Consider the following 24,215-nt stretch of genomic DNA (forward strand, 5'->3'; position numbering starts at 1 on the left):
CTTATTTTTAGCGTGATTAGTTTATACATAATGGCTTTTAATTTATCAATTAAAGCCGAAAATAATGTAAAAATAATTTATAATATTGGCGACACTATGATTACAAATATTGATATCAAAAATCAATATAGATTCTTGTTATTAATTGATAAAAATTTCTCAAAATTAGATGAGAAACAAGGCTTAGAGATAGCAAAACAAGAATCAATTAATGATAAAATCAAAACCAATGAATTAAAAAAAACTTTTGATTTAGATAAAAACTACGATTTAATAGACGATATAATTAATCAACACTTTAAAAAAAATAATATTAATTCTAATAAAGAAATAAAAAAACACTTAAAAGATTATAACCTCGAGTATGAATATTTGCAGAAAAAATTTCAAATAGATCAGCTTTGGAGGGAATTAATTGTTTTAAAGTTTTCAAAAAAAATAAATATAGATGAAGAAAAAATAAAAAAAAGAATATCCAAAAGAAAACTAACTGAAAAAAAATCATTTCTGCTAAGTGAAATTCTTTTTGAATTAAAAGATAGTGAGATTTTAGAACAAAGATTTGAAGAGATTAAGAAAAGTATTTCTGAAAAAGGTTTTGATGTGTCGGCAAGTCTTTTTAGTATTTCAGAAAGTTCCAAATCAGGAGGTAAAATTGGATGGATAGATGAAAACCAATTTTCAGAAAAAATTTTAAAAAATATAAATATATTAAAGATAAATGATATAACTAAACCTATCAAAGTTTCTTCTGGATTTTTAATAATTAAATTAGAGGATGTAAAAAAAGTTAAACAGGCTAAAAATTTAAAAGCTGAATTAAATAAAATTATACTATTTGAAAAAAATCGTCAGTATAATGAATTTTCTAATATTTTTTTTGAAAAATTAAAAATTAATACATTTATCAATGAAAGATAATGCTATTTTAATAGTTGCTGGTGAGCCAAATAGTATTTTTTTAGAAATTTTTTTTAAAAGTTTAAAAAAAAACTATTACAAAAATCCCTTAATAATCATTGTTTGTAAAAAATTATTGATCAAACAAATGAATCATCTGGGGTTTAATTTTATGATAAACGAATTAGATCTAAACGATATAAATTTTAAAAAACTAAATAATGATAAGATTAATATTATTAACGTAAACTATAATTTTATAAATGCATTTGAAAAAATTTCTAAAAAATCAAATAACTATATTAAAAAATCTTTTGACATTGCCATAAAAATTCTTAGAAAAAATAAATTTTCTAAATTAATCAATGGTCCAATTTCTAAAAAACATTTCTTAGAAGGAAAAATTTTAGGGATTACAGAGTATTTAGCTAATGAGAGTAAAAAAAATGAATTTGCCATGCTAATTTTTAATAAAAAAATATCAGTTAGTCCATTAACAACACATCTTGCTTTAAAGGATGTGCATAAACATATTTCAAAAAAAAAAATATACATACATATAAAATTAATTGCTGAATTTTATAAAAAAAATTTTAAAAGAAATCCAAAAATTGCAATAACAGGTCTTAATCCTCACTGTGAAAGTAACTTTGTTAACAGTGAAGAAAATACAATAATTAAACCTGCTATTAAAAACTTAAAGATCAAAAATTATAAAATTGAAGGTCCCTTTCCTGCAGATACTATTTTTATGAAAAAAAATTTGAATGAATTTGATGTAATTGTTGGAATGTACCATGATCAAGTTTTGACTCCTATGAAGGCCCTATTTGGCTTTGATGCTATTAATATAACTCTTGGTTTACCGTTTATTCGCATTTCACCAGATCATGGTCCAAATTCTTCTATGTTAGGTAAAAATTTATCTGACCCTAAAAGCTTAATAGAGGCATTAAAATTTTTAGATAAATAAATGTTTTTTAAATCCAAAAAAAGTTTAGGTCAAAATTTCTTGATAGATCGCAATATTCTAGAACTGATTGTTGATACAGTTAAAATTACAAATAAAGAAATTTTAGAAATCGGTCCAGGTAGTGGAAATTTAACTTCATTCATTTTAAAAAAAAATCCTAAAAAAGTTTATACAATTGAAAAGGATGATGAACTAGCCTTATTATTACAAGATAAATTTAATAATGAAATTACTATTATTAATGAGGATGTTTTAAAAGTATCTGAAGAAAAAATTTCTAATGAAAAACTGACTGTATTTGGAAACTTGCCTTATAATATCTCCACCGAAATACTTTCAAAATGGATAGTTAACATAGATAAAGATTTCTGGTTTGAAAGCTTGGTATTAATGTTTCAAAAAGAAGTAGCTGATCGAATTATTGCAGAATCTAATACATCTAAATATGGAAGATTATCTATTTTATCAAACTGGAAATTAAATATTAAAAAAATTGTAGACATTAAACCACAAAGTTTTTCCCCAAGACCTAAGGTTGATAGTACACTTTTATTATTTACACCAAGAGAAAATTTTTTTGAATTAAAAGAAGCTAAAAATCTTGAAATGATCACTAGAGTTTTTTTTAGCCAACGAAGAAAAATGCTTAAAAAGCCATTTAATCAAATCTTTAAAGATTCAAAGAGTGTTTCAAAAAAGTTTAATATTGATCTTAATCTTAGGCCACAGAATCTAGAACCTGAAATGTATTTTAAACTTGTTAAAGAATATGAGAGTTTAAGAAATTAGTTTATTGACATGTTTTCTGATAAATTCTTTGTCATAATCTTTTGATCCATTATTTATTTCTGCATCAATCAAATTACTAATTTTGGAGTAGCAATCATCCAAGTTATCATTTACGATTACATAATCATAATTGATCCAATGTAGTACATCTCTACTAAATTCTTTCATTCTTTCTTCTACAATCAGCTTATCTTTCATGTCTCTATTAGATAATCTTTTAAATAATACCTCTTTGCTTGGAGGTAGAATAAAAAAAGTTATTAATTTATAATTTAACTTTTTATTTTTAATTTGATCAGCACCCTGCCAGTCAATATCAAATATTACGTTTTCACTTTTTTCTAGTTTCTCTATGACAGGTGTTCTTGTTGTGCCATAAAGATGATCAAAAACAGTAGCATACTCTAAGAATTCCTCATTTTTAACTAATGCTTCAAATTTATCATTATTTATAAAATAATAATCTTTGTCTGCAATCTCGTTATGTCTTGGTTTTCTAGTAGTGTGAGATATTGATATGTGAAAATTTTTATTTTTAGAAAGAAGTTTTACTAAAGTGGTTTTACCTGCCCCAGATGGGGATGATAAAATCACCATAATCCCATCTTTTTTTATGGACATTTAAATTTCTAGTTTGCTTTGCCTGCTATAAAATTAACAGCATCACCTACTGTAAGAATTTTTTCAGCTTCACTGTCTGAAATTTCTGAACCAAATTCTTCTTCAAAAGCCATTACTAATTCAACTGTATCTAAACTATCTGCTCCAAGATCGTCTATAAAACTTGAATCTTCTAACACTTTTGCTTCGTCTATACCTAAGTGATCCGCTACAATTTTTTTAACCTTATTTGAAATATCTTCTGACATAATGTTCCTTTTTGTTATATTTCGTTAATAGTCCAAAAAGCAACTTTGTCAACCCAAATACATGCCACCATTAACATGTAGGGTTTCACCAGTAATATAGTCTGATTGATCAGAGCCTAAGAAAGATACAGCATTAGCAATATCATCAGGTTTACCCAGTCTATTAGATGGGATTTTAGCTATAATTGCTTCTTTATGCTTTTCATTAATCTGATCTGTCATAGCAGTGCTTATAAAGCCAGGTGAGATACAATTTACATTTATATTTTTTTTGGCATATTCGATAGCTAAACTTTTAGACATAGCAACAATTCCAGCTTTTGATGCTGTATAGTTAGCTTGACCTGCATTACCTGTATGTCCTACTACCGAAGTAATATTAATAATCTTTCCAGATTTATTTTTAAGCATTTTTTTTATTGAATATTTACACATCAAAAAAGTGGAAGTTAAATTAATATTTATTACTTTTGACCACTCTTCTAAACTCATTCTAATAGTTAAATTATCTTTTGTAATGCCTGCATTGTTAACTATGCAATCTAATGATCCACCTAATTCTTGTGTTGCATTTTCTATAAATTCTTCAATTTTTTCATGTTGAGAAATATCAAATTTTAGAATACTTATATTATTAAATTTTTTTTTTAACTCTTCTAATTTTTCTATTCTTGTGCCAGTTGCTAAAACATTTGCACCATTTTTACTTAAGTTTTCAACTATAGAGTTACCAATTCCACCTGAGGCACCTGTGACTATGATATTTTTATTCTTTAAGTTACTCATCAATATTTATTAATCTTATATCTTCTTCTGAATTTATTGCACTAACTTTTACATTCTTATCAATTCTCTTTATCAAGCCAGATAAAACTTTACCAGGACCTATTTCTATAAATTGTGTAATACCCTTCTCAATCATTAGTAAAACACTTTCACGCCAACGGACACTGCTTTCAATTTGTCTAACTAATAATTCTTTTAATTCATTTGAATTTAATATTTCTTTTCCTGTAACATTTGAAATAAGAGCTTTTTTTGGCTCATTAAAATTTAATTTGGCTATTTCATCTCTCATTACAACTGTTGCATTATTCATTAATTTACAATGAAATGGGGCGCTGACTGGAAGTTTAATATTTTTAATATTAGAATCCTTTAGATCAATCATCATTTTATCTAAATCTTCAATTTTTCCACTTAAAACTATTTGCCCCACAGAATTATCATTTGCTATAAAGCATTCATAATTATTTTTATTTTCATCAATAATTTTTTTTATCACTTCAATTTCAGAGCCTAAAACTGCAACCATTCCACCAACACCTTTTGGAACTGAATTTTGCATTGCGTTACCTCTAATCTTTAAAATCTTTAAAGTTTCTGAAAATGATAAAGATCCTGCGGCCGTTAGTGCAGAATATTCTCCTAAAGAATGACCTGCGTAAAATTTTGCTTTATCTAAATCAATTTTAAACTCTTCTTTAATTAATCTGAATATTGAGTAGCTAAGTAAAAATATTGCAGGCTGAGTATTTTCGGTTAGGTTTAATTCTTCTTTAGGACCATTTAAAATAAGGTTTGACAGTGAAAAACCAAGTGTATCGTCTGCTTCCTTGAATAAATCTTGAACTAAGCTATATTTAGCATGTAAGTCTTTGCCCATTCCTACTAATTGTGAGCCTTGACCTGGAAAAATAACAGAAAACATTTAATTATCTAAATTTTATTATGGTTTTAAGTGTTGTAATTCAATTATTATAATAGTATATCCTCACTTTTTATTAAAGAACATTTATGAATTTATACGAACACACAATAGTTGCCAGACAAGATACCAGCCCAGCTCAAGTTAAGCAATTGGCTGAAAAATATTCTAAAATAGTAGAAAAAAATGATGGCGAAATAGTTCAGACTGAAGATTGGGGCTTATTAAACCTAGCCTATGCTATTAAAAAAAACAAAAAAGGCATCTATATGCACTTTAAAATTAAAGGTTCTGGAAAAATTATTGACGAATTAGAAAAAAATGAAGTTATTGATAAAAATCTTTTAAGGTATATGACCGTGAAGGTTAAAAAATTTGATTTAGAAGCGAAGTATTTTTCAAAAAAAGATGAATATGAAAAAAAAGAATACAAAAAAGATTATAATAGAGATTAATTATGCCATCAAAAAAAAGAGCGGGTAATAAGAAAAAAGGAAGCCAAAGTAACTTTGCAAAATTAAGTCTATTTCAACCTAATAAATATAAATTTAAAAAATCTTGCCCACTATCAACAAAAGGTGCACCAGTAGTTGATTATAAAAACATCAGATTGTTAAAAAAATATATGTCTGAAAATGGTAAGATCTTACCATCAAGAATTACAAATGTTTCACAAAAAAAACAAAGAGAGCTATCATTGTCTATTAAACGAGCTAGAAACTTGGCACTAATTTAAATGAAAGTTATACTTTTAGAAAACCTTAGAAGAATCGGATCTATTGGTGAAATTATAGATGTAAAAAGAGGTTTTGCTAGAAACTATCTAATTTCAAATAAAAAGGCTCTTTACGCCTCAAAAGAAAATATTGCTGAAGTTGAAAAAATTAAATCTGAATTAGGAAAAAAAGATACTGAAAAAAAAAAAGATGCGCAAAAAATTTCAGAACAAATTAATAACAAAGAGTATGAAATCCAAAAACTAAGCACAGAAAATAAAGAACTTTATGGTTCTGTTAAACCAACAGAAATTGCAAAACTAATACAAGAAAATGATAAGCTTGATATCAAGCCTTCAATGATACAACCAATAACTGAAATTAAGTCTCTTGGTAAATTTAAAGTAAAAATTATCTTACACTCTGAAGTAGATTTTTTAATTACTATAAATGTAGTTACAGCAGAGACAATTCAATAATTATACAATTTTTTCCCCAGCATATATTTGTTATTTTTTTAAATCTTATTTCGGTTAAGGTTTATTCATGGTAAATAATTTAAGTGTTGTTAAAGATGCCTTTAAAGAACTTCCCAATAACATTGAAGCTGAACAAGCTGTAATTGGATCAATATTAGTTCAAAACGAAATATTCGATGAAATAAATACTATTATTTCAAGTATCAACTTTTACGACCCTATGCATCAGAATATTTTTTCAGCAATTGAAAGCCTTATTTATAAAGGGATGCTTGCAAATCCCATTACCTTAAAAAATTATTTTGAAAATGAAAAAGATGAACTAAATGTTCCTGAATATCTAGTTAAAGTTACAAAATTTTCTACACCGCCAAGACAGGCAATAGAATATTCAAGAATTATTTATGATATGTTTGTGAGAAGAGAGTTAATCAAGATATCAGAAAATACAATTGATGCTGCAAAACTAAATGCGCTAGATGTAAATGGACAAAATATAATTGAAAACTCAGAAAGATTATTATTTGACCTTGCTGAAAAAGGATCTTTTAATTCCTCGTTAGTTAAATTTGATGAAGCAATGAAACAAACTATTGAGATGGCTTCAGCCGCCTATAAAAATGATGAAGGGATTGTTGGTGTACCAACTGGTTTAAGAGACTTAGATGATAGACTGGGTGGACTTCATAACTCAGATTTGATTATTATTGCTGGAAGACCTTCTATGGGTAAAACTGCTTTAGCTACAAATATAGCCTTTAATGCTGCCCAAAAATTACAAGAGGCTGGTAAAAAATCTGCAGTTGCTTTTTTTTCTCTAGAGATGTCTTCAGAGCAATTATCAACTAGGATTTTAGCTGAGCAATCTAGAATTAAATCAAACGATATTAGAAGAGGAAGAATAAGTGATGAACAGTTTGATAAATTTATTGAAACTTCAAAAAACATATCTGAACTTCCCTTATATATAGATGAGACCCCTGCAATTAGCATTGCAGCAATGAGCAATAGGGCAAGACGAATTAAAAGATTATTTGGTTTAGATTTAATTGTTGTTGATTATATCCAGCTTATGAGAGGATCGGGAAATAATAGAGATGGAAGAGTTCAGGAAATTTCTGAAATTACTCAAGGACTTAAAGCGATGGCAAAAGAGCTTAAACTTCCTGTTATTGCACTTTCACAACTATCAAGAGCAGTAGAACAGAGAGATGATCATAAGCCTCAACTATCAGATTTAAGAGAATCTGGCTCAATAGAACAAGACGCTGATGTTGTTATGTTTGTTTATAGAGAGGCATATTATTTAGAGAGAAAAGAACCTAGGCCAGCAACCGTAGAACATGCAGAATGGCAAGCTAAAATGAATGAAGTCTCAAATTTAGCTGAACTTATTATTGGAAAGCAAAGACATGGGCCCACTGGTAACGTTATGGTAGAATTTGAAGCAATGTTTACTAAATTTAAAGATACTCAAATTAACTAATATCCAATATAAATAGCTTTAAATGCTATCTCATTTATACCAAAATACTATTCTAAAAAATCCCAAATCTATTTTTGTATTACTTTTAATTACACTATTAAGTTTTGGATATTTTTCTAAAGATTTTAGGTTGGATGCTTCTTCAGATACTCTTTTAATCGAAGGAGACCCAGATCTTGAATATTTAAAGAAAATTACAAAAAGATATGGATCTAAAGAATTTCTAATTTTAACGTACACACCTAATAAAGGGATGGTGGAAGAGTCTTCAGTTAATAATTTATTAAGTTTAAAATATAAAATTCAGAGTTTAGATTGGGTTGATAATGTTGTTACGTTGTTAGATGTGCCTTTATTGAATAATTCTAAAGCACCACTTCAAGAAAGATTAGAAAGCTTTAAAACCTTAAAAGATGAAGATGTTGATAAAGAGAGGGGGTTTGAAGAAATATTAAATAGCCCAGTATTTAGAAATTTTGTAATTAGTGAAGATGGTAAAACAAGCGGCATCATCGTCTATATTAAAGAGAATAATCATAACAATATTAAAGATAAAACTAAAAAAGAAATAGAAGATTATAAAGATACTTTAAAAAAAGATAATCATAAAAATATTCTTCAGATTAGAGAGGTTATTGAGAGTTATGAGGATGATGGAAAAATATATCTAGGAGGAATCCCAATGATAGCTGATGACATGATGTCATTTATTAAAAGTGATATTATAGTTTTTGGCTTAGGCGTGCTTTTATTCATCGTGGTAACTCTTTGGTATGTTTTTAGAAAATTAATATGGATAATTATTCCAATTAGTAGTTGTTTTTTTTCAGTTTTAATAATGACTGGACTTCTTGGTCTTTTAGGATGGAAGGTCACTGTAATTTCATCTAACTTTATTGCGCTCATGTTAATTTTAACAATGGCAATGAACATTCATATGAGCACAAGATTTTTGCAGCTAAGAAGTGACTTTCCAGTTTTGAGTAATTCCGAAGTTATTTCTATGACTGTTGGAAAAATGTTTTGGCCTATTATTTATACAGTATTAACAACTATATGTGCTTTTCTGTCCTTGGTGTTTAGTGAAATTAAGCCTATTATTGATTTTGGATGGATGATGACTTTTGGATTGATTACATCTTTTATTATAACATTCACTTTGTTGCCTACTCTTTTGAGTTTTACTTCAGATAATAAGTTAGAGATTAATGAAGATAAAGATTCAAAAATTACTTCTTTTTTTAGCAAAATTTCTATCAATAATAAAAAAACAATATTTTCTCTAACAGGTTTAGTTATTATTTTAAGTATAATTGGCATAAGTCGTCTTCAGGTAGAAAATAGCTTTATAAATTATTTCAATAAAAATACTGAAATATATAAAGGTATGAAACTTATCGATGAAAAACTAGGTGGCACCACTTCTTTAGAGGTTATTTTAAAGTTCCCTAATAAGGAAACATCTGAATCTAATGAAGATGATGAGTTTGAGGATTGGGGAGATGAAGAAAGTGGTAATGATGATCAATATTGGTTTACCAAAGATAAGGTGGATAAAATCAAAGCAGTTCATGATTATCTTGATGGTTTAACAGCAGTGGGTAAAGTTTTATCCTTCAGTTCTATTATAGAAGTTGCTACACAATTGAATAATAATAAACCTCTGGGGACACTAGAGATGGGAGTTCTTTATTCAAAAATTCCAGAAAGTATAAAAAAAGATATCATTGATCCATATATCTCAATAAAAAATAATGAAGCTAGAATTAGCTTAAGAATTATTGACTCACAAGATGGCTTGCGAAGAAATGATCTAATAAACCAAATAAATTATGATCTAGAAAATAAACTAAAACTTAACAAAGATGAATTTAAACTTGCTGGTGTTTTAATTTTATTTAACAATTTACTTCAAAGTCTTTTTAAATCACAAATACTTACATTAGGTCTAGTAATGATAGGTATTTTTATAATGTTTGTGGTTTTATTTAGAAATATAAAATTATCTTTAATCGGAGTAGTTCCAAACTTTATTGCTGCTTTTTTTATTTTAGGAATTATTGGGTTATTAGGAATACCTCTTGACATGATGACCATAACAATCGCTGCGATTACAATCGGTATTGCTGTAGATAATAGTATTCACTATATTTACAGATTTAAAGAAGAATTTTTACAAACTAAAGATTATAATAAAACACTAACAATTTGTCATTCTACTGTTGGTGTTGCAATACTCAATACTTCAATAACAATTATATTTGGTTTTTCGATTCTTGTTTTCTCAAAATTTATACCCACAATTTATTTTGGTGTATTCACCGGCATAGCAATGTTACTTGCAATGATTTCTGTATTGACACTTCTCCCCTCTCTTATTTTAATAAGTAAGCCTTTTGGAAAATAAAAAAAATGATTGATGTTTTAAAAGATTTTTATGAAGCAATTTCAATTATAGATTTAATTTTTTTGATCATCACTATTTTTTCTATAATTAAATGTTATAGCAATGGTTTTATTTTAAGTTTACTTTCAGTTTCAAAATGGCTCTTGGCCTATGTGATAACTTTGATTTTATTTCCTAGAATTAGACCTTATTTTAAAAATATAATTGATAGTGAATATGTGTTGGATGTGACGTTGGGTTTGTCTATTTTTGTTCTAGTGATTTTTATAATATTAGTAGTAAATAAAGGAATTAGTAAGACCATAAAATTTGTTGGCCTTGGAAGACTCGATTCTATTTTTGGTTTATTTTTTGGTTTTATTAGAGGTTATGCAATCTGTATTTGTTTATTTTCAGCTATTGATATTGTCTATAGTTATAGCAAATGGCCAATTAATGCTGATAAATCATACACCTTTCCATACATAGAAAAAGGTAGTATTTATTTAATAAAAATATTTCCAAATGATAAAAACTATCAAGATTCTAAAGAAAAAATTGAAGAATTATAATTCAAAACTTAAAGAAGAGTGTGGTGTATTTGGTATAAGCAATAGTAATGATGCTGCTGCCCTAACTGCTTTGGGTCTTCATGCGCTTCAACATAGAGGGCAAGAAGGTTGTGGAATTGTATCATTTGATGGAGAAAGATATCATTCAGAAAAAAGATTTGGTTTGGTTGGAGATAACTTTAACAAAGAAAAAGTATTAAAAAATTTACTTGGGAAATATGCCATAGGTCATAATAGATACAGTACTACAGGTGAAAATACTTTAAGAAATATCCAACCTTTCTTTGCAGATACTAATGCAGGTGGTATTGGTGTTGCTCACAATGGAAATTTAACTAACTCTGTTACACTTAGAAACAAGTTAGTTGAAGATGGGGCAATTTTTTATACTACATCAGATACCGAAACGATTGTTCAATTAATTGCGAAATCAAAAAGAAATAAAACAGTTGATAAGGTTATTGATGCAATATTTCAAATTCAAGGTGGCTACGCACTGGTTATGCTTACACAAAGTACGTTAATAGGTGTTAGGGACCCATATGGAATACGGCCTTTAATTATTGGTAAAATAAAAGACAGTTACGTATTGGCATCTGAAACATGCGCACTAGATATTATAGGAGCTAAGTACATAAGAGATGTAGAGAACGGTGAAATTGTTTTGATTGAAAACAATGAGTTAAAAAGTTTTAAACCCTTCCCAGTGAGAAAAGTTAGGCCTTGTGTTTTTGAATATATTTATTTTGCAAGACCAGATAGTTTATTAGATGGAAAGTCAGCTTATGAGCATAGAAAAAACTTAGGAATAGAACTTGCTAAAGAAAATAAAATTAAAGCTGACATTGTAGTTCCTGTACCAGACTCAGGTAATGCAGCAGCTCTTGGTTTTGCTCAACATTTAGGAATTAACTTTGAATTAGGTTTAATTAGAAATCATTATGTTGGAAGAACTTTTATAGAACCCAGTCAAAAAATTAGAAGTTTGGGGGTTAAATTAAAATTAAATGCCAATCAATCTACAATTAAAGACAAAAGAATTATTTTGATAGATGACTCACTTGTCAGAGGAACAACTTCACATAAAATTGTTAAAATGCTTTATGATGCTGGTGCAAAAGAGGTTCATGTTAAAATTGCCTGTCCAGAAATTAGATTTCCAGATTTTTATGGAGTGGACACACCAACTAAAAAAGAGCTTCTTGCGGCAAACAAAACAAATGAAGAAATTTGTAAATATATAGGTGCTAAATCTTTAGATTTTTTATCACTTGAGGGGTTATATAGAGCAATAGGATTTGAAAAACGTAATGACACGTACCCTCAATTAACTGATCATTATTTTACAGGTGAATACCCTGTTAAGCCTATAGATGAACTAGGTGATGATAAAATTACTCAATTATCATTGCTGAGTACTGCTTCGAATAACTAAAGTAACCATTAAATAATTCTCATAAAGAAGGGCTGAACATAAAGACTTTAAAATGAACATTAAACCCTTATATATAAATCAATGATCACTCATAAAGAGCAAATAATTAAATATTTTGAATCTGGAATTAAAGATATTAAAGATTTTAAAATTGGTATTGAGCATGAAAAATTTTTATTTGATGAAAAAACAAACAAAAGAGTAGACTACCCTACTGTCCTTAAAATGTTTTCACTATTAAGTGAGTTTGGATGGAAATCAATAATGGAAAAAGGAAATATTATTGGATTACAAAAACAAGGAAAAAGCATCACCCTAGAGCCTGGAAATCAAATTGAATTATCAGGAGATAAATTAAACAATATTCATGAGGCTTGTGCTGAATCTCATGATTATTTATTTGAATTACAACAAGTAACTAAAAAATTAAATTTAAAAATTGTTAGTGCTGGTTTTGATCCTATTTCAAGCCTTAGTGAAGTTCCTAATAATCCAAAACAAAGATATCAAGTAATGACTAAAGATATGCCTAATGGTGGTTCTTTGAGCTTAGACATGATGTATAGGACTTGTGGTACACAACTTAATTTGGATTATGACTCAGAAAAAGATTTTATTAAAAAATTCAAAATAATAAATTCTATAGTCCCTATATCTATTGCACTGTTTGCAAATTCTTCAATAGTTGAAAAACAAAAAAGTGGTTTCAGCTCTTATCGATCTAAAGTTTGGCAAGAAACATCTAGAGGTGGTTTACCTGAGGTATTTTTTGATAATATGGATTTTGAAAAATATGCAGATTTTTCAATAAACTTTCCTTTATTATTTATTCAAAACGAAAAAGAATATTTATCAGGAAGTAATTACTCATTTTCAGATTTCATGAATGGAAAAATTAATGAAGTTAATAACAGACTTCCAACTGAAGACGATTTAACTACTCACTTAAGTACAATTTTTACAGAAAATAGACTTAAGAAGTATATAGAATTAAGATCAATGGATACTTGTGGCTGGGACTGTTTATGTTCTGGACCTGCTTTTAATACTGGAATTTTATATGGCAACTTAGACGAAGCTTATGAATTAATTTCTAAGTGGGATAAAAATAAAATAATTAATGCGTATCTAGAGGCACCAAAAAAAGGTTTTAATACTGAGTTAATGGGAAAAGATCTATTACATTGGTCATCATTGCTACTGGGTATTTCAAGAAAAGGATTATTAAACAGGGATATTTTGAATAAATCTAACGATAATGAAGCTAAATTTTTAAATCACCTGGATAAACTAATTGATAACAAGTCAACAAACGCAGATCATATGATAGATAAATTTTCTAAGAATGAAAATTTAAATGATTTATATGACAAATAAGACAGTTGCAATTCAAGGTAATCATCCTTCAAAACTAAAGCCTCTAACTGATACCAGTATATTTCTAGCTATTGAAGCTCAAAGGTTAAAATATAAGATTTTTTATTATGAGCCTAAAGACCTTTCAATAATCAACGATAAAGTCATAGCTAACGGATATTACATAGAGTTTAATTATTCAGATAAACGTTTTTTTAAAATATTACATCAGCAGAAACTAGAACTTACTAAATGTAAGTATATTTTGATACGTCAAGATCCACCTTTTAATTTAGAATATATTTCAACAACTTACATATTAGATAAGATTAAAAATAAAGTTAAAATTATTAATAATCCAACATCTATTAGAAATATCTCTGAAAAACTATACTCAACATCTTTTCAAAAATATATGCCAGATACAATTTTCACAAAAGATATGAATGAAATTAATAATTTTTTTTCAAAAAACAAACAAATGATTATAAAACCTATTCATAGCTTTAGTGGAAATGATATTCATTTATTTCAAAATAAGATAAATACTAAATTAATTAAAAGCTTTATAAAAAAACATGGACATATTATGTGCCAAAAGTTTTTACCTAAAATTAAGTTTGGAGATAAAAGAGTTTTTATAATTAATGGTAAAGTTTGTGGTGCCATTTCTAGAGTTCCAAAAAAAGGATCTTTTTTAAGTAACATGAGTAAAGGAGCCATACCTATTTCTGTTAAATTAACAAAAATCGAAAATAAAATTTCAAATATAATTGGTAAAAATCTTAAAAAAAATGATATCTACTTTTCTGGTATTGATTTTATTGACCAAAAATTAAATGGAGATATTAACGTAACCTCTCCTACAGGATTAAAATCTTTTTATGATCTTACAAATATTAATCTTGCAAAAGTATTTTGGAAAGGATTAAGAGCTTGAACAATTTATCCGAACAACAAAAAGGATCTTTACTTGCATTTGTTGCAGTAATGTTTATCACACCTGATAGTTTATTTATAAGGCTCTCTAATGTTGATACCTGGGGGCTTGTTTTTTATCGAGGTCTTATTCCTTTCATCACTGTATTTTTGGGAATGTTATTAATTTATAAATTAAATTTCTTTAAAATGCTTTTTTCAAGTGGCTATCATGGGCTGCTTTATATTGGTACTTTTTCTGTAACCAATATTACTTTTGTTGTTTCAATACAAAATACCAATGTTGCAAATACATTAGTTATGATTGCAATGGCTCCTATGCTGTCTGCAATACTTGGAGCAATATTTTTAAAAGAATTACCTGATAAAAAAACATGGATTACGATATTTGTAACTTTTACAGCTGCTATTTATATATTCTACGATTCAATACAATTAGGTAACTTTTTTGGAGATATATTAGGCTTAATAACTGCTTTAGGTTTAGCTGTAGGCGCAGTCACTATTAGATCTGCAAAGGATAAAAACTTAATCCCAGCAGCTGTTGTTGGAAAGTTAATTGTAGCCATGTTTGCTCTCCTGTTTATTGAAAGTTTTGCGCTAGTTGATAGCGACCTAATTATAGTTCCTTTAATGTGTATTATGTGTGTTGCTATACCTTTTGTGCTAGTCACTATAGCTCCAAGGTTCATACCTGCGGCTGAAGTGAACCTATTCTTCTTATTAGAGACTATAATTGGTCCTATTTGGGTATGGCTGATTATTAAGGAACAGCCCAGTCTTGAAACTATGCAAGGTGGTGTTGTTATCATCACAGCCATTGCAATCCACTCATTTATCAAATTAAAGAATTCTTAATTTAATCACAATTAAGACTTGATTTACATTTAGATCGCAAATAAGTACGGTCAATTTTATGAATAAAGTTTTAAAGAATTCTTGGGCATTGTTTTTAGGTATGGGCTTTTTAATGATGGCCTATGGATTTCAAAGTTCACTCCTAGGTGTAAGAGCTGTTCAAGAAGAATTCAGTCTTGCAGCAACTGGCTTTATGATGTCTGGGTATTTTGTTGGATACTTTATTGGTACATCAACAATTACTGGTCTTATATCTAGAGTTGGTCACATTAGAGTTTTTGCAGCTTTTGCATCTTTGGCATCTTTGGTTATTTTAGTTCACTCAGTTTTTGTTAATCCTCTTGTTTGGTTTGCACTAAGATTGTTAACGGGAATAAGCATGGTTTGTATTTATACGGTTGCTGAAAGTTGGCTAAACGATAGATCATCCAATAAAAATAGAGGAAGTGTTTTGTCTATTTATATGGTTATTTTATATGGCTCAATGGGTATAGGAATGTTTTTACTAAATTTTAGTAGTCCCGCAAATTATGAACCCTTCATATTAATTTCAATCATTACATCTGTTGCACTTATACCTATTCTCTTAACTAAAAAAAAACCGCCAACATTTAAAAAAATTAAAGGTATGCCATTAAAAGAACTTTATGAAACTTCACCATTTGGAATGGTAAGTGCTCTTTTTTATGGAACAATCCAGTCAGCATTATTTACATTGTTAGCAGTATATGCGGCATCAATGAATTTTACTATTTTTCAAATATCACTTGTAACTTTTCTTTTAGCAATTTCTGGTGCTATCTCTCAATATCCTATTGGAAAACTTTCTGATAAATATGATAGGAGGAAAGTAATAGTCATCTCAACTTTTGGTGCATGTATTTTTGCTCTCTTTGCTATTTTATCATCAGGTCAAATGTATTTACCAGGTGAACTTGCCACAAGCAAAGTATGGTTTTTTATTTTTTTAATTTGTTTTTCTATTTGTAGCTTACCAATGTTCTCTTTGATTTGTGCACACACTAATGATTATATACCAAAAGAAAAATTTGTAGCAGCTGGAGCTGGTATACAGTTTACATTTGGATTAGGTGCCATGGGTGGTCCATTCCTTTGTTCAATATTTATGAATATTGTTGGCTCTAATGGTTTTTTTGTATTTTTACTTTTCTTTCATGCTTTAATAGGTGTGTTTGGTATCTATAGAATGAGAGTTAGAGAGACAGTTGAAAACCCAGACTCTCAATTTGTTGCTATGCCTTCAACCATTACACCTGCTGGTATTGAATTAAATCCAACAACAGAACCTATTGAAGAACCAAAAAAACCTGAAGAGGCTCAACTAGTTAGAAAACTTTAAGCATATTGGCCTGCCACATATCCAGAAGACCAAGCCCATTGAAAATTATAACCACCTAGATGACCAGTAACATCTACAACTTCTCCAATAAAAAATAATCCGGGGTGTTTATTGGACATCATTGTTTTAGAGGAAATTTCTTCAGTATCAATACCACCCAAAGTAACTTCTGCAGTTCTATAACCTTCACTTCCAATCGGATTTATCACCCAGGCATTTATAGAATTACTCAAGCTGGTTAATACTTTGTTAGATAATTCACATATATTTCCATTAACGTTATTTTCATTACAGATTATATGAGCTAATCGTTTAGGAAGGATTTCAGAAACTATAATATTTATATCTTGTTTAGGATTAGAAACTTTTCTATCATTTAGAAATCTATCTACATCTAGTTTTGGTGATAAGTTGACTTTGATATTATCTCCCAATTTCCAATAAGAAGAAATTTGTAATATAGAGGGTCCACTCAAACCTCTATGGGTAAACAACATTCCTTCCTCAAAAAAAGTCTTTTTAAATGAAACAACTGCTTCAACAGATAACCCTGTAAGCTCTTTACATATTGCTAGTATTTTTTCACTAAAAGTCAAAGGAACTAACGCAGGTAATGTTTCGATAATTTTCAAATTAAATTTTTGAGCGATATCGTAGCCAAACTTACTTGCTCCGATTTTTGGAATAGATAGACCACCTGTTGCAATAATTAAAGATTCACAAAAATATTTATTGTCACCAACAATTATAAAATATTTATTATCTTTTTTATCAATATCATCAATTGTTGTATCTTTTTTTAAAACTACATTTGCCATCTTGCACTCTAATAGCAACATATCTATGATCTGTTGAGCACTTTCATCACAAAAGAGTTGTCCTAATTTTTTTTCATGGAATTTAATATTGTGTTTCTTTATTAAATCTATGAAGTTATTTTGGGTGTATTGTTTTAAAGCTGATATTACAAATTTTGGATTATTTGAAATAAACTTACTAGGATGAGTGTGTATATTTGTAAAATTACATCTTCCACCACCTGATATTCTAATTTTTTCTCCTATTTTTTTTGCATGATCAACTAAAAGTACTTTTCTTCCACGTTTGCCAGCTTCTATAGCGCTCATCATACCTGCTGCACCTGCACCTACTACAATAACATCAAATTTTTCTGTCATAGATTAATAATAAAGTTTAATAATGTGGAGGTTTTTTATCAACCATGACCATACCTGCTTCATCACTGTTCTCTAATTCATTAATTCTTTTTTCAACGTTTGAAATTTGTTTTTTTAAAACAGATACCTCTTTTTGTTGAGAATACAGTTCATCACTCATTTGAGATATTTCATTTTGAAGAAAGCTGATCTGTTCTTCTAACTTTTTGACTAAATCTTCCATATAAGTGCAACTTAAAAGAGTTTCAAAATAAATCAAATAGTCAATTATGAAAATTTTTGTTATGGTTAAATCATTAGATAATAAAAATTATGCCTTCATTTGATGTAATCAGTAAAATTAGTTACCCAGAATTTGATAATGCCCTTGCCAACTGCCTAAGAGAAATTGGTAATCGATTTGACTTTAAGGGACTTGATATTTCAATTGAAAGAAAAGATAAGATTATCACCACATTAGCACCCGATGCATTAAAATTAAAACAAGTAAATGAATTATTACAAGTTCATCTTATAAGACGAAAAGTAGATCCAAGAGTGATAGCAATTAAAAATTCAGAAAATGCTGCAGGTTCATCGATTAGACAAGTTAGTGAACTAGAAGAAGGTATTAGCCAAGAAAATGCAAAAAAAATTATTGCTGAAATAAAAAAACTAAAACTTAAAATTCAGATTAAAATTCAAGGAGAAGAGTTACGAGCAGAAGGAAAAAAAAGAGATGACCTTCAGGAAACAATGTCAGCAATAGAAGCCATTGATATTGGTCTTCCAATAGAATTTGTAAACTTTAGAGACTAAACGTCATAAAATAACAATCTTAAGTTGAACTCAATTTAGACAGTATTTAACAGAAATTATTATAAATCTAGTTGAATATTAATAATTTTTTTGGTCAAATAATTCTTATAAAAAATGACTTTAAAAAAAAGAAAAAAAATTAAAACTAAAAAAAATAAGTCTAACTTAATAAAGTTAGCATCTATTACCACCAATACTTTAAGTAATGCATATTCAAAGTATATGAAGAACCTTGAAAAGAAAAAAATCAAAGAAATTAAGTTAAAAAAACTCGAACAAAAAAATGAGATTTTAAAAGAAAAAAAAGAATTAAAAATTTTAGAAGAAAAACTTAAAAAAGAAAATGATAAATTAAATTTAAAAGATATAGAATTAAAAATTAAAGAAGATTCTCTTAAAGTAGAAAATAAAAGAATAAATAAAAAAGATGAAGATCTAGGGCTAATTGATAAAGATCTCAAGGTAAAAGAAAAAGAGCTAAAAATCAAAGGAGAAGAGCAAAATAGAAAAGAATTAGATTTAGGAATTAGAGAAGAGGAGCAAAAAAATAAAGAATTAAAGGAAAAAAGAAAAAAAGAAAAATTTTTAAAAGAAATGAGAGAACAAGAAGAACAAAAGAAAGAAATTGAAAATATAAAATTGAAAGAATGGGAAGAAAAATTTGATCAAGAGCAAAAATTAAAATTACACGAGGAATTAATAAAAGAACAAAAATTTAAAGAAAGAGAATTTGCAAAGAAAGAGATAGATAGCAATCAAGACTCAGAGGTATCTGCTTCAACTTTAGAAGATTTTAAAATCGACAAAACTTATCACAACTAAATTTGAATAAAGAAAACGCAAGTAAACTCTGGAAAATGATACAGGGAGCTGGCGATTATTTACTGGGTCAATTGCCAAGCCATCCAAATCACCCTAAAGGAAGAAATCCCTACGCCCATGTTGCTCTTTGCGTCAAAGAGAAGTTTGGCAACTCATATAAAGATATTCCTGATGAAAAGTTTCAAGAAGTTGTTGATTACATTAACTTTTTGAAAGAGAACCCAAGTTAAACAAGAGAACATTCAAACACCACTCGGAAATGTTTGTGGTTTGTTTGTGGTTTTGTCCTAGATAATCCTATAACCCAGAACCACGATCCCTAAAAGTTTTTTCATTTAATTGCTATTAACAATCTATGCCAAGTGTACATTTTCCACCTAACATTTTCATACCTCTGTCAATTTGATTTTGTCTGTCTCTAACAGGATCGTATATAACCATTGAACCTGTATTAGAAGAAGTTGATGATTTTTGCTCAGCAACTTTTAATGCTATTCTATTATCAACCTCTTGAGAATATAGCTTTAGGGAGCAATCCACAAATTTTTCTGTGCCCTCTTCAAACCCAAGTGATTTGCAAGTATTTTTTGATTTTTCAATAATTTCAACCATTTCAATTTTTTCTTTTTCTTCTTTTGGAATATTTTTTTCTTTTTGTCTTAATTGACTGTTTTTTAATGTTGTATAAGTTGATTTGTCTTTAGAGGAAAGCCTAGGCAATTCAGATACAAATACGTAGTAATCTAAGTAGTTATTAAAAATTTTAATAAGTTCATAATCACCATAACCAGCAGAACCCCAGAACTTAAACTGTTTCTCAGGATCTTCCTCTTGAAATAAATATATCACATTATCTCTATCTATTGATTCATATGTGACTAACTCTTTTCCATAACTATTTTCAGCTACCCATCGATGGACATATTTACTCATAAGTCCACCCACATAATCCTCAACATCATAAGGATTCATTCCTAATTTAATTTCTCCTTTTTTAACGAGATCCGCTTGGGTATTTCTAGAAGTGGTACTTGAAGCGCAATTTTGTAAAATAATGGCTAAAATAATCATGCATAGAACTTTTTTCATAATCCAAGACTAACAAATCCTGAACCATGAGTCTATTTGCTTTAAACCTCTAATCACGTGTCTAGGTGATGGAATTACTATTTTATAATTCTTGGATACTTACTTCTCTCTGAATAAGGTTCAGTTATATTAAACTTATCTATTAAATCTTGTTTTCTTTTGATTGATAAAAAGAACCCAGCATTAATCCAGCTTTGTAGCTTTATTGTTATTCTGTAGGCTATTTTATTCTTAGTAGGATGTGATCCTATTTTTCCATATTCTATTTTTGACATATCTAACAGTTTCAAAAAATTCTTAAATATGTACGTGTCTGTAATTTTAAAACCCATATGTACAGATCTGCCAGTGGATGTTATTAGTGACTTATTCTTATTAGGTTTAGCAACGTAACCCTCACTATCCATTTGACCAATTATAAAATATTTTCTTTCTTCTTTAGTCCAATTGAATATTTCTTTTGGAAACTTCGTTTTATTATTAGTCATCTTGGCCATTTTCTTAAACAATTTTGCACTTGAAGCGTAAACATTAAAATAATTTGCAGGTTTTACTTTATAAACTTTTCTCATGGTAACTTCATGTTCAGTTAAAGTTAGTTTTCTTAACTTGCCAGTAAAAGCTGTACTTTTTTTAAGGTTATATTCGTCACCTCTACATATTAATATTGCCTGTTTAGTAGTTTCAGCAAAATCTTTATCTTTTGTATTAAGACGAAATACTTCAAATTTATAGCTTTTATTAATCTCTCCATCTCCAAGATAAACACCCATCAAATAAGCAAAGGAAGTTTTTTTATTAAATTTAGCTTGCATGTTTTTTTGGGTGATGCAGAACACCACCCATACTTATATTAGTTAATAGTAGCTTTAACTGGATACTCACGATTAAATTGAAGTTGCTCAATTACTTCTCTTTGGTAATCATCAATTCTAATGTTTCTATGAGCTGACTTACCTTTTGTGATAAACCCCATTAAGAACAGTTCACTCACGATTTTACCTACTCTAGCTCTAGAAAATCTAAATCTTCTTGCAACTTCAGCAAAGGTTGGTGAGTATTGTTTAGCTAGCGAAAATGCTAGAATATGTCTCAACACATCAAACTTAATTTTACTTAAATAAATGTATTGCTCTGTTGGTTTGTCTTCTTGGTTAAATGTATTATTTAACATTTTATTCTCCATCGGTTTAATTTGTACTAAAGCAGTACATGCTAGTGAAGCTCCTTGTTGATGAAGTAATTAATATATGAATGATGAAAAAGTTTTTCAATAAAAATACGACAAAGAGCAGTTGACTGCCAATCAACTGGCAATCCTAAATTCATGTTGAGAAATCTATATTATTTTTTTTCATGTTTCTTTCATGCTTCCCATTCTAAAAAATAAATGCACTCGTTGAGTGAGTTGAGAATTTTTCTTAATTTTTTTTGCTGACCATCAGACTCGATAAATTCTTTATTGCACTGTTAGCAAATGAATATCTTAGTGTCTAGGTGAAGGAATGATGGTTAATGAGCACTCGGAAATGTTTGTGGTTTGTTTGTGGTTTTGTCATTAAAATTGCTTAGTATTAACACCAAGTATATTTTAGTAACTAAGTAACCATAAGGGTTTTGGGACCTAAAGGGACTAGAAGGGATAGGTGGTTTTCACTATTACTCTCTGTGTCAAAGAGAAGTTTGGCAACTCATATAAAGATATTCCTGATGAAAAGTTTCAAGAAGTTGTTGATTATATTAACTTTTTGAAAGAGAACCCAAGTTAAGCAAGAGAACATTTTGTTCCAACCCACTTTTGTGGACAGTTTGTGGACAGTGTATCCCAGATAATCCTATGGCCACGATTCCAAAAATTTTTTAATAATTAGATTCATCCATAATTGATTAATAAAATTATTATAGTGATAGTTATTAACACAGTACTCACAATAATATAATTCAACCTAATATTAAATTTTTTGAAAACTATTTCAGTAATTTTTTCCCAGAATACTACAATGAAAAGAACAGCTATAGCTGGCAGAATAAATTTGATCATTCTAATTTTTAAAAATTATAGCAATATAGCTACATAAGAAAAAAATTGACAAACCTGCGAGATATTTTGTTTCCCTAGTTTTTCCAAATTTTTTATATTGGATTATACTTAATAATATAAATGTTATTGAGGTAATCAAAAAATATATTGGTTCAATGATTCCATCTAATCTAGCCATAATAAACTCTACTAAATCATAAATTGGGTATCTAGGTGTGGAATAGTCGCTAGTTAGAATTCAGCAATTCTAGGTCCTTTTTTCTTTAATCTATGATCCCTGCTAAATTTTTAGCAGCCTTTTTTTTGGATCCTGCAGTCAATCCTTTAACATAGGCTGTTGCTATTCTTTCTGGATTTTTAATATTTCTTTTTTTAAATTTTTTTAATAAGTCTTTATAGTTAGGTTTTCTAGGCATTACTTAATTAAATTTAAAAAGGTCTCAATATCAGATAGATTAGTATTCCATGCTGTAACTAATCTAACCGCCTTACCGTCCCACTCATCATCATTGATTGTATATCCTTCTGAATTTAATTTATCAATTATATCTTTTGGTATCTTTACAAATATTTCATTTGCATCAGTAGGATAAGCCAATTCAATATTTTTGTGTAGATCTAAACCTTGACTTAATTTTTTACCCATAGCGTTTGCATGTTTTGCATTTCTTAGCCAAACTTCATTTGTGATATAAGCATCTAATTGTGCTGATACAAAACTCATTTTTGAGAGTAAATGCCCCGCTCTTTTCATTAAAAAAGGTAAGTTACCAACTAACTCTGGTTTGAAAAAAATAATAGCTTCTGCTGCTAAACATCCATTTTTAGTTGCTCCAAAAGAAAGAACATCAATACCAGATTTCCAAGTCATTTCTGCAGGGCTACAATCTAATGAAACTAAAGCATTAGCAAACCTAGCTCCGTCCATATGCATATTAAGTTTATGATTATGAGCAATTTCTGATATTTTTTTTATTTCATCTAATTCATAAGCTTCACCTGTTTCGCAAAGTTGTGTAATACTTACTGATGAAGGTTGAGTGTGATGAACAACGCCCTTCCCACTAATTGATTTATTGAGCTCCTCAGCTGTAATTTTTCCATTAACTCCGTTAAGATTTACTAATTTTGCTCCCCCAGTATAAAATTCAGGTGCTCCACATTCATCTACATTAATATGAGAAAGTTTGTGACAATAGATATTTCCAAAAGATGGTGTCATCGTAGATAAAGCTAGTGCATTAGCCGCAGTTCCGGAAGATGTTGGAAAAACAATTACCTCTTTTTCAAATATTTCTGAAAATTTATCTTGTAAATTTTTTGAAATTTCATCTTCACCATAGGGAGCTCTATCTCCATCATTAGCTTTTAAAATTGCGTCTAATACTTCAGGACAAGCACCTGCAACATTATCTGAAGCAAATTTTACTCGCTCTCTTTTTGTTTTAATTTTTTCCATAT

General features: G+C 28.5%; 28 protein-coding genes. 17 read left to right on the plus strand and 11 right to left on the minus strand.

Features of this window, described 5'->3' with window-relative positions; genetic code table 11:
• Positions 1-30 precede the first annotated feature (30 nt).
• Genes ABXT47_RS04405 through rsmA form a run of 3 tightly spaced genes read left to right on the plus strand, consistent with a single transcriptional unit; the run spans position 31 to position 2,662 of the window.
• On the plus strand, positions 31-921 hold the full coding sequence (locus ABXT47_RS04405; RefSeq protein WP_415307922.1) for a peptidylprolyl isomerase: 891 nt from the start codon (positions 31-33) through the stop codon (positions 919-921).
• Positions 911-1,873 (plus strand): 4-hydroxythreonine-4-phosphate dehydrogenase PdxA, encoded by a 963-nt coding sequence (locus ABXT47_RS04410; protein ID WP_415307923.1) that lies wholly within the window; start codon positions 911-913, stop codon positions 1,871-1,873. The genes ABXT47_RS04405 and ABXT47_RS04410 overlap by 11 nt, the downstream gene beginning before the upstream one ends.
• The gene (gene rsmA, locus ABXT47_RS04415; protein WP_415307924.1) at positions 1,874-2,662 is read left to right on the plus strand and encodes a 16S rRNA (adenine(1518)-N(6)/adenine(1519)-N(6))-dimethyltransferase RsmA; all 789 of its coding nucleotides are present in this window, start codon (positions 1,874-1,876) and stop codon (positions 2,660-2,662) included.
• On the opposite strand, the gene gmk is transcribed toward rsmA, so the two are convergent.
• The 4 genes from gmk to fabD are packed head-to-tail and all read right to left on the minus strand — an operon-like array spanning position 2,651 to position 5,242.
• Positions 2,651-3,283 carry a guanylate kinase gene (gene gmk / locus ABXT47_RS04420; protein ID WP_415307925.1) on the minus strand — a complete coding sequence of 211 codons (633 nt, stop codon included), beginning with the start codon at positions 3,281-3,283 and terminating at the stop codon, positions 2,651-2,653. The genes rsmA and gmk overlap by 12 nt on opposite strands.
• Positions 3,284-3,291: 8 nt before the next feature.
• A complete protein-coding gene (locus ABXT47_RS04425; protein ID WP_415307926.1) occupies positions 3,292-3,531 on the minus strand; it encodes an acyl carrier protein in 240 nt (79 codons plus the stop codon).
• Positions 3,532-3,579: 48 nt separating this feature from the next.
• Positions 3,580-4,317 (minus strand): 3-oxoacyl-[acyl-carrier-protein] reductase, encoded by a 738-nt coding sequence (fabG, locus tag ABXT47_RS04430; protein ID WP_415307927.1) that lies wholly within the window; start codon positions 4,315-4,317, stop codon positions 3,580-3,582.
• A complete protein-coding gene (fabD, locus tag ABXT47_RS04435) occupies positions 4,310-5,242 on the minus strand; it encodes an ACP S-malonyltransferase (protein ID WP_415307928.1) in 933 nt (310 codons plus the stop codon). Before fabD ends, fabG begins: the two co-directional genes overlap by 8 nt.
• Positions 5,243-5,328: 86 nt before the next feature.
• Here fabD and rpsF point away from each other — a divergent pair, with 86 nt between their 5' ends.
• From rpsF to ABXT47_RS04490, 11 genes are all read left to right on the plus strand, one after another.
• On the plus strand, positions 5,329-5,694 hold the full coding sequence (gene rpsF, locus ABXT47_RS04440; RefSeq protein ID WP_415307929.1) for a 30S ribosomal protein S6: 366 nt from the start codon (positions 5,329-5,331) through the stop codon (positions 5,692-5,694).
• Positions 5,695-5,696: 2 nt separating this feature from the next.
• Positions 5,697-5,975, plus strand: coding sequence for a 30S ribosomal protein S18 (gene rpsR / locus ABXT47_RS04445; RefSeq protein ID WP_415307930.1), 279 nt, complete (start codon positions 5,697-5,699; stop codon positions 5,973-5,975).
• The gene (gene rplI / locus ABXT47_RS04450; protein WP_415307931.1) at positions 5,976-6,434 is read left to right on the plus strand and encodes a 50S ribosomal protein L9; all 459 of its coding nucleotides are present in this window, start codon (positions 5,976-5,978) and stop codon (positions 6,432-6,434) included.
• A gap of 67 nt (positions 6,435-6,501) precedes the next feature.
• Positions 6,502-7,920, plus strand: coding sequence for a replicative DNA helicase (locus tag ABXT47_RS04455; protein WP_415307932.1), 1,419 nt, complete (start codon positions 6,502-6,504; stop codon positions 7,918-7,920).
• 22 nt (positions 7,921-7,942) lie between these two features.
• A complete protein-coding gene (locus ABXT47_RS04460) occupies positions 7,943-10,327 on the plus strand; it encodes an efflux RND transporter permease subunit (protein WP_415307933.1) in 2,385 nt (794 codons plus the stop codon).
• A gap of 5 nt (positions 10,328-10,332) precedes the next feature.
• Positions 10,333-10,878 (plus strand): CvpA family protein, encoded by a 546-nt coding sequence (locus tag ABXT47_RS04465; protein ID WP_415307934.1) that lies wholly within the window; start codon positions 10,333-10,335, stop codon positions 10,876-10,878.
• Positions 10,832-12,313, plus strand: coding sequence for an amidophosphoribosyltransferase (gene purF / locus ABXT47_RS04470; protein ID WP_415307935.1), 1,482 nt, complete (start codon positions 10,832-10,834; stop codon positions 12,311-12,313). Before ABXT47_RS04465 ends, purF begins: the two co-directional genes overlap by 47 nt.
• 81 nt (positions 12,314-12,394) lie before the next feature.
• Positions 12,395-13,690 carry a glutamate--cysteine ligase gene (locus ABXT47_RS04475; RefSeq protein WP_415307936.1) on the plus strand — a complete coding sequence of 432 codons (1,296 nt, stop codon included), beginning with the start codon at positions 12,395-12,397 and terminating at the stop codon, positions 13,688-13,690.
• A complete protein-coding gene (gshB, locus tag ABXT47_RS04480) occupies positions 13,680-14,609 on the plus strand; it encodes a glutathione synthase (RefSeq protein ID WP_415307937.1) in 930 nt (309 codons plus the stop codon). The genes ABXT47_RS04475 and gshB overlap by 11 nt, the downstream gene beginning before the upstream one ends.
• Positions 14,606-15,466, plus strand: a complete 861-nt coding sequence (locus tag ABXT47_RS04485) for a DMT family transporter (protein ID WP_415307938.1) — start codon at positions 14,606-14,608, stop codon at positions 15,464-15,466. Before gshB ends, ABXT47_RS04485 begins: the two co-directional genes overlap by 4 nt.
• Before the next feature lie 58 nt (positions 15,467-15,524).
• A complete protein-coding gene (locus ABXT47_RS04490) occupies positions 15,525-16,826 on the plus strand; it encodes an MFS transporter (RefSeq protein WP_415307939.1) in 1,302 nt (433 codons plus the stop codon).
• Here ABXT47_RS04490 and ABXT47_RS04495 read toward each other — a convergent pair.
• Together ABXT47_RS04495 and ABXT47_RS04500 are read right to left on the minus strand one after the other, a co-directional pair.
• Positions 16,823-18,004 (minus strand): NAD(P)/FAD-dependent oxidoreductase, encoded by a 1,182-nt coding sequence (locus tag ABXT47_RS04495; protein ID WP_415307940.1) that lies wholly within the window; start codon positions 18,002-18,004, stop codon positions 16,823-16,825. The genes ABXT47_RS04490 and ABXT47_RS04495 overlap by 4 nt on opposite strands.
• Positions 18,005-18,020: 16 nt before the next feature.
• Complete coding sequence (locus ABXT47_RS04500; RefSeq protein ID WP_415307941.1) at positions 18,021-18,227, minus strand: SlyX family protein; 207 nt, start codon at positions 18,225-18,227, stop codon at positions 18,021-18,023.
• Positions 18,228-18,316: 89 nt separating this feature from the next.
• On the opposite strand from ABXT47_RS04500, the gene ABXT47_RS04505 reads away from it, so the two are divergent.
• The 3 genes from ABXT47_RS04505 to ABXT47_RS04515 all read left to right on the plus strand — a co-directional run bounded on the left by ABXT47_RS04505 (position 18,317) and on the right by ABXT47_RS04515 (position 19,854).
• Complete coding sequence (locus ABXT47_RS04505) at positions 18,317-18,802, plus strand: YajQ family cyclic di-GMP-binding protein (protein ID WP_415307942.1); 486 nt, start codon at positions 18,317-18,319, stop codon at positions 18,800-18,802.
• Positions 18,803-18,916: 114 nt separating this feature from the next.
• Positions 18,917-19,624: a hypothetical protein gene (locus ABXT47_RS04510; RefSeq protein ID WP_415307943.1), complete on the plus strand. Its 708-nt coding sequence runs from the start codon at positions 18,917-18,919 to the stop codon at positions 19,622-19,624.
• Between the two features lie 2 nt (positions 19,625-19,626).
• On the plus strand, positions 19,627-19,854 hold the full coding sequence (locus ABXT47_RS04515; protein ID WP_415307944.1) for a hypothetical protein: 228 nt from the start codon (positions 19,627-19,629) through the stop codon (positions 19,852-19,854).
• Positions 19,855-19,969: 115 nt separating this feature from the next.
• On the opposite strand, the gene ABXT47_RS04520 is transcribed toward ABXT47_RS04515, so the two are convergent.
• The 5 genes from ABXT47_RS04520 to ABXT47_RS04540 all read right to left on the minus strand — a co-directional run bounded on the left by ABXT47_RS04520 (position 19,970) and on the right by ABXT47_RS04540 (position 24,213).
• Complete coding sequence (locus ABXT47_RS04520; protein ID WP_415307945.1) at positions 19,970-20,713, minus strand: hypothetical protein; 744 nt, start codon at positions 20,711-20,713, stop codon at positions 19,970-19,972.
• Between the two features lie 77 nt (positions 20,714-20,790).
• A complete protein-coding gene (locus tag ABXT47_RS04525) occupies positions 20,791-21,528 on the minus strand; it encodes a hypothetical protein (protein ID WP_415307946.1) in 738 nt (245 codons plus the stop codon).
• Between the two features lie 38 nt (positions 21,529-21,566).
• Entirely contained in the window at positions 21,567-21,887 is a 321-nt protein-coding gene (locus ABXT47_RS04530; protein WP_415307947.1) for a hypothetical protein, read from the minus strand.
• A 1,130-nt stretch (positions 21,888-23,017) separates the two neighbouring features.
• A complete protein-coding gene (locus ABXT47_RS04535; RefSeq protein ID WP_168606561.1) occupies positions 23,018-23,170 on the minus strand; it encodes a hypothetical protein in 153 nt (50 codons plus the stop codon).
• Entirely contained in the window at positions 23,170-24,213 is a 1,044-nt protein-coding gene (locus tag ABXT47_RS04540; protein ID WP_415307948.1) for a threonine aldolase family protein, read from the minus strand. The genes ABXT47_RS04535 and ABXT47_RS04540 overlap by 1 nt, the downstream gene beginning before the upstream one ends.
• Between the last annotated feature and the right edge of the window lie 2 nt (positions 24,214-24,215).

The organism is Candidatus Pelagibacter sp. Uisw_099_02, assembly GCF_047727625.1.
Lineage (GTDB): Bacteria > Pseudomonadota > Alphaproteobacteria > Pelagibacterales > Pelagibacteraceae > Pelagibacter.